This is a genomic window from Streptomyces beijiangensis, from assembly GCF_017315755.1.
GTDB lineage: Bacteria > Actinomycetota > Actinomycetes > Streptomycetales > Streptomycetaceae > Streptomyces > Streptomyces beijiangensis.
Genome location: NZ_JAFLRJ010001639.1, coordinates 1 through 300, shown reverse-complemented (window position 1 = coordinate 300; position 300 = coordinate 1). Strand labels below are relative to the sequence as shown.

Sequence of the window (300 nt, the reverse complement as noted above, 5' to 3'; positions counted from 1 at the left end):
GGAGAGCTGGCTGCCCACGGCGCTGCCGACCGTCCGGATGACGGTGTTCAGCCCGTTGCCCGCGGCGATCTCGCGGCGCGGCACGAGGGCCGCGACCAGATCGGCGAGCGCCGCGTACCCGTAGCCCGCACCGAGGCCGATCAGGCAGAACCACAGCGCGAGCTGTGTCGGGGAGCCGTGGAAGAACGCGGTGAGCACGGCTCCGGCCGTCATCAGCGTCATGCATGCGGCCAGGGGTGCCCGGGCGCCGAGCCGCCCACGCAGCCAGTGCGCGGTCCGGCCGGCCAGGACGACGCAGAC

At 74.3% G+C, this 300-nt stretch carries 1 protein-coding gene; it reads right to left on the bottom strand.

Annotated elements, in window-relative coordinates; translation table 11 throughout:
* A partial coding sequence (locus J0695_RS43020; RefSeq protein ID WP_372445953.1) for an MFS transporter occupies positions 1-300 on the bottom strand: 300 nt, incomplete at both ends.